Source organism: Bacillus sp. S4 (assembly GCF_040838205.1).
GTDB classification, from domain to species: Bacteria; Bacillota; Bacilli; order Bacillales; family Bacillaceae_G; genus Bacillus_A; species Bacillus_A cereus_U.
This window is the reverse complement of record NZ_JBFPJI010000214.1, coordinates 1-5,735: the sequence shown is the minus strand read 5'-3', so window position 1 is coordinate 5,735 and position 5,735 is coordinate 1. Positions and strand designations below refer to the sequence as shown.

Below are 5,735 nucleotides of genomic sequence, written 5' to 3'. Positions count from 1 at the left end.
GAACAATCTCTATGCAATATTTATTTTCACATTGGAATATGATAGTTTAAATGTTATAATCCACATGAAATATTCAGAAAATAAGGGAGGATCACGTGTCGTTAACACTTGTCTTTTTTCTTGTTCTGTTTACCTTGTTTTTAAGCACATACATTGTCTTCTTTCTATGGAAGCACTTAAAAATTATAAAATACATGCCTGCTCTCTTTAGCTTTATGAGCGTTCTTTTCATTTTTATATGGAAGAGAATTACTTTCGGCTGGGAAGGTCTCGGTTTTGGCATGCTTCAATATACATTATTATTCGCAAGTTGTCTTACACTTGTATTCGCTGCTTTTTTAGAAACAAAATCCCTTATGAATTGAGGTTTATATATTGATTGACGTACCCTTTTTAAAAAGTGTCACATTAAAAAAAGAAGATATCCCTAGCTTTTCCGCATATCCTTACTGTTTACCCGCCATTCGAACATTACAATCGCTCCTTTTCCATCCAAATGTAACATTCATTATTGGAGAAAATGGAACGGGTAAATCAACATTACTCGAAGCGATTGCAGTTGCTTTAGGTTTTAATGCAGAAGGTGGAACGAAGAACTTCCGTTTTAACACGTACAATTCACATTCATCTTTACATGAATACATTCGAATTTCAAAAAGTTTTAATACCCCAAAAGACGGATTCTTTCTACGTGCTGAATCATTTTATAACGTCGCTTCTTATATTGATGAAATGGATGCTGATTCAGAAGCACGCGGAAATCCAGTTATTGACTCATATGGTGGTATCTCACTACACAAACAATCCCACGGCGAATCATTCTTCTCATTATTTATGAAACGCTTTTCAGGACAAGGTTTATACATTTTAGATGAGCCTGAGGCAGCATTATCCCCGATGAGACAACTTTCAATGCTCATTCGCATGCATGAGCTAGCTGAAAAAGGTTCACAATTTGTTATCGCAACGCATTCCCCCATTTTAATGGCTTATCCTGAATCTACTATATACTCTTTAACTCAAGAAGGGATTCACGAATCGACATTAGAAGAAACGGAGCATTATCAAACGACGAAACTTTTCTTTGAAAATCGCGATCGATTATTTCATCACTTATTTGAGTCATAAAAAAAGAGGCAGCAATCGCTGCCTCTTTTTTATAATGCTTCTATAAATAAAGCTACTCCAATACCGCCTCCAACGCATAGAGAGGCAATACCTTTCTCTAATCCACGTCTTTTTAATTCGTGAATTAAACTTACCGTAATACGAGCTCCTGTACAACCGATTGGATGTCCAAGTCCTACACCACTACCGTTTACATTCACTTTCTCACGGTCTAACCCTAACTCTTTCTCTACAGCTAGGTATTGTGCAGCGAAAGCTTCATTAATTTCAAGTAAATCTGCATCTTCTAATGACCAATCTACTTTTTCTAACCCTTTGCGAATTGCTGGTGCTGGTCCAATACCCATAATTTTCGGATCTACACCTGCTACTGAATATCCAACAATTCGAGCTAACGGTTGTAAACCTTTTTCTTTCGCCTTTTCTTCACTCATTAATACTAAAACGGCACTTCCGTCATTAAGACCAGATGAATTCCCTGCAGTTACTGATCCATCTTTACGGAAAGCTGGTTTTAATCCCGCTAACTTTTCAGCTGTAATATCTGCACGTGGATGTTCATCCTTCGAAAATACAACTTCTTTTCTACGTTCTTTTATCGAAATAGGAACAATTTGATCGTCAAAGTATCCAGACTCAATCGCTTGCAACGCTAATGTGTGGCTACGAAGCGCAACTTCATCTTGTTCCTCTCTTGTAATTTCATATTGTTCAACTAAATTTTCCGCTGTTTCACCCATCATAATATGGTGAATCGGATCTTCTAAAACTTCCCACACCGTATCACGAATTTCTCCGTGCTGTAGACGTTGTCCCCAGCGGTGTTGTTTTAATGCATAAGGGCTTGAGCTCATTGCCTCTACTCCACCTGCAACAACAATATCACTTACACCTAATTGAATTTGCATTGCAGCAGACATAATTGCTTGCATACCTGAAGAACATTGACGTTGAATTGTATAACCAGTAACTGTGTCAGGAAATCCTGCCGCTAATGCAGCTGTTCTTGCCGTATTTGCTTCATCAGTTCTTTGAATACAATGACCTAAAATTACTTCATCAACTTCATGTGGCTCTACTCCGCCTCTTTTTACAGCTTCCTGAAGTACAGGAACAGCTAATTCTACCGGTGTTATATTTTTTAGTGCTCCTCCGAAAGTTCCAATTGGTGAACGAACTGCAGCTGTAATGACAACATTATGCATTTTGTACTTGCCCCTCTCTTATGTAACCTAGTAAGTTTTTAGGTGAAATTCCATAAGTTGTATGTCTACAATTATCATACTATAAACATACCAAAAAATCAAAATATTTAATATAATAAAAATAGAAGGAATTAACCTTCTATTCTGTCAATGCGTATAAGAACTTTTGTAATATCTTCTCTGTCGTTTCATTCAATTTCGGTAACTTGTCTACTGGAAAATATTGAAGTTGTAACCCTTCATGATCGAGCTTTAATTCTCCGCTTACATGATGTGCCTGATACAGATGAATCACATTAAAAATTTCATCTCCATTTGGATAACGGAAATAAACTTCCTTTCCTGAAAGAACACCAAGAAATTGCATTATTTTTGCACTTAGCCCCGTCTCCTCGAATAATTCTCTACGAGCAGTTTCTTCTGTCGTTTCTCCCAGTTCCATTGCCCCGCCAGGCACACCCCAATCATATGTATCTGAACGATATTGAAGCAATACTTCTTGATTATCATTTAATATAATAATTGCTGATCCTACTAAAATAAGTGGTCTCGTACCAACTACTTTGCGTAACTCTTCAATATACCCCAATATGTAAACTCCCCTTTCCTCACCCTTCCTTATCATAACAAAATTCTCTTCCTTTTGTTGCTGTAATTTTCAATAAAAAAAGGAAGCTTCCGCTTCCTTTTTTTACCGTTATCCCGCTATTTGCGGGCAGTAAGACCCCTACCTCAAAATTCAGCGAAAGTAAAGAAGTTAGGTGGGGGGCGGGCTGCCCGTAAAAGCCCGATTGGTGAGGGCTAATAATCAACGGGGGATGAACAAAAACCCCACTGATTAAAGTTTCACTTTATTTCTTAAAGCTTTCGTATTTTACAGCTTCAAAAGCTTCTTCAATTTCCTCATTGCTATAATGGACATATGTAAAACGCCCTAATTCTACTAATCTAGCTATTTCTTGTAACGCTTTATGCTGATCATATGTTTCTTCAATTGTAATATGTACATAAAACTTCATTAATGGATGTTCATATAAAGGTTCTCCCACCTCTACATATACACCTTCAACCCCTTGCACAACTCTTACATAGCTCGCAAATTGATACAGAGCTTCTCTGTCTGAAACGATTTTTAATGTATACATATATTCTCCCCCTTTTCTTTACTATATCAAAAAGATGACCATACTACGTTATAGAACTATGAAATTTTTTCGACTTGTAGTCTATATATTCGTGTAATAAACAAGGCGTTTATCCATACATAGGACCTTTTCCCCACATATATTATAGAAAGAATTTTTTCCTTTGAGGTGTTCCTTATGGATTCATACATTAATATATGTGTTTGCATTACTCCAGGCGCCGATATTTCTGACGACCGTATTGCAAAAGATTTAGCAGTTGCAGAATCAATTTGGCATCCCATTACATTTCAAATTAAAGAAGTAATTGTACTAAACGAGCTTTTCCGTTTTTCAAATCGGGAAATTAGTTATAAAAACTCCATTCAAAGTCAGGAAAAATTATCATCCTTTTTTCAAACTTGTGTTAACGAAGCTCCTGAATGTGACCTTTATATTTGTTATATTGGCAGTGATTATTTCAAAGAAACCGCAGTAATCGCTTGCGCTTACTCTCTAGCGAAACAACAACAACTTACTGGTTACATCGTTCTAACAAACTCAGCTGCTCCAATGAAAAATATATACACCCTCGCTCACGAAATTGGTCATATTTTATTCACAAGACGAATTCATGGAAAACTTACGCACGCAGATCCCCACTCTCCAACCGGTTCTGAACATCACCATTCACCATCGAACCTTATGTACCCTATAGTCCCTAGCCCTAATAAAGTTCACATCAATTCATTATTAACAAATGAACAAAAAGCGCTCTCTTTACAAAGTCCCTTATTACAAAGAAAAAAACAGTAACGATATTGTTACTGTTTAAAACAACATATTCCAATCAACAAACCAAATACCGGCTGCGAGAAATAAAGTGAAACTATAATTAGTGGGGTTTTTGTTCATCCCCCACTGATTATTAGTTGAACCAATCGGGCGTTTACGGGCAGTTGATCTCCCATCTAACTTCTTTGCTCCATCCGAATTTTGAGATGGGAGTTTTACTGCCCGTTAATGCGGGATAAAAACATACAACTAAAAGTAAATGTAATCCCTCTAAAAATCCCAATATAATATTTCTTTGGAAATACTTTTTTGCATATCCAAAGCAGCCCTTTTCCTATTAAACCGAAAAACAAAACATATCCTAATGTATCATCTAATAAAGTATCAAAATAATCATTATGTATCCTTTTTGCGAAAGCAGTATAGATCCCTAAAATTGCTAATCCTAGAAACATAATAGTTAATATACATATAAATATATTTTGCATATTTGTACCCCACTTAATAGAAAATTCCGTTTGCTAATTATTTGCTCGTTACTTTCGTATCGTACAGCTAGTTTATACTTTTTCGCTCTTCAATTTTTAAATACCATCGCATTAATCCATATATACTTCCATACATAAGTAAAATCTTTGCAATTCCCCAAAATACATTTCTTTCTTCTAAGTCTTTAAATATAAACATAATTGCCAAAGGAACAATTAGCACCAAAACGCCCATCCAACCAAGAACATACACTTCTCCAATGAAAAGTAATAAAAAGATACTTGCTGCTAATATATATGTTTGTATTGTCGACAATTGCAAAATAGGTGTACCGTACCATTTATCAATAAACATCAATAATACTAATAATAAGATAGGAACCATTACTATTACGTAAATAATCCCAAACTCTACAAACTTATTTTTAAAAGAAGACATTCTAAAGGCAACAATTGTTCCAATAATCGTAATGATTAAGACGATAGGATAGCCAATTAACTGTATATTTGTTAGCGTAAATTGCTGATTCGGATTATTAAACAAAATATGTGTTAATATCCAGTACCCGCCAACCCCAATTATCATCGCAAGAATACTCTTTATAATCCCGCTTTTATCCTTCTCCATCTCTTTCGCCAATTCTTCCGCATACGCTTTTGGCGAATCACCAAATATATCACTTACTGTCTTTCCTTTTTTCTCACCTTCTATTAAATGTAGCTCTGCATCTTCTAGAAATGCATCCACATCTTCTACTTTAATTCCCTTCGTTATTAAATACAATTTCGTATCGATTAGAAACTTTTCCCCTTCTTTAGAAACTTGCATTATAACCCCTCCCTTATTTAATCGTTTCTCTTCTATTCGCCTTCATCATAATTTCAACGAAAATTAAAATAAACAAACTTCCGTATAAACATATAATTTGAAATAACATTGGCATAAGATCTTCCGATGTAAATGTTTTAAACACTAACATAATCGAAAGTGGAAT

General features: G+C 35.4%; 8 protein-coding genes and 1 pseudogene. 3 read left to right on the top strand and 6 right to left on the bottom strand.

The genetic code is table 11. The features are described 5' to 3' along the window. The first annotated feature begins 95 nt into the window (after positions 1-95). On the top strand, positions 96-365 hold the full coding sequence (locus tag AB3X48_RS16655) for a hypothetical protein (protein WP_016106066.1): 270 nt from the start codon (positions 96-98) through the stop codon (positions 363-365). A 10-nt stretch (positions 366-375) separates the two neighbouring features. Next, the gene (locus tag AB3X48_RS16650; protein WP_016106067.1) at positions 376-1,128 is read left to right on the top strand and encodes an AAA family ATPase; all 753 of its coding nucleotides are present in this window, start codon (positions 376-378) and stop codon (positions 1,126-1,128) included. 29 nt (positions 1,129-1,157) lie between these two features. On the opposite strand, the gene AB3X48_RS16645 is transcribed toward AB3X48_RS16650, so the two are convergent. From AB3X48_RS16645 to AB3X48_RS16635, 3 genes are all read right to left on the bottom strand, one after another. Beyond that, positions 1,158-2,333: an acetyl-CoA C-acetyltransferase gene (locus AB3X48_RS16645; RefSeq protein ID WP_002199469.1), complete on the bottom strand. Its 1,176-nt coding sequence runs from the start codon at positions 2,331-2,333 to the stop codon at positions 1,158-1,160. A 139-nt stretch (positions 2,334-2,472) separates the two neighbouring features. After that, a complete protein-coding gene (locus tag AB3X48_RS16640; RefSeq protein ID WP_002145954.1) occupies positions 2,473-2,922 on the bottom strand; it encodes an NUDIX hydrolase in 450 nt (149 codons plus the stop codon). Positions 2,923-3,184: 262 nt separating this feature from the next. Next, positions 3,185-3,478 (bottom strand): DUF3928 family protein, encoded by a 294-nt coding sequence (locus tag AB3X48_RS16635; protein ID WP_002160644.1) that lies wholly within the window; start codon positions 3,476-3,478, stop codon positions 3,185-3,187. Between the two features lie 177 nt (positions 3,479-3,655). Between AB3X48_RS16635 and AB3X48_RS16630 the strand changes: the two genes are divergently transcribed. Continuing rightward, entirely contained in the window at positions 3,656-4,273 is a 618-nt protein-coding gene (locus AB3X48_RS16630) for an ImmA/IrrE family metallo-endopeptidase (RefSeq protein ID WP_002199468.1), read from the top strand. 194 nt (positions 4,274-4,467) lie between these two features. Here AB3X48_RS16630 and AB3X48_RS16625 read toward each other — a convergent pair whose 3' ends face one another. From AB3X48_RS16625 to AB3X48_RS16615, 3 genes and pseudogenes are all read right to left on the bottom strand, one after another. Continuing rightward, positions 4,468-4,740, bottom strand: a complete 273-nt coding sequence (locus AB3X48_RS16625; protein WP_016106068.1) for a hypothetical protein — start codon at positions 4,738-4,740, stop codon at positions 4,468-4,470. A 67-nt stretch (positions 4,741-4,807) separates the two neighbouring features. Then, positions 4,808-5,569 carry a DUF1129 domain-containing protein gene (locus AB3X48_RS16620; RefSeq protein ID WP_016106069.1) on the bottom strand — a complete coding sequence of 254 codons (762 nt, stop codon included), beginning with the start codon at positions 5,567-5,569 and terminating at the stop codon, positions 4,808-4,810. Positions 5,570-5,582: 13 nt separating this feature from the next. Next, positions 5,583-5,735, bottom strand: a pseudogene (locus AB3X48_RS16615) (DUF1129 domain-containing protein); the annotation flags it as partial.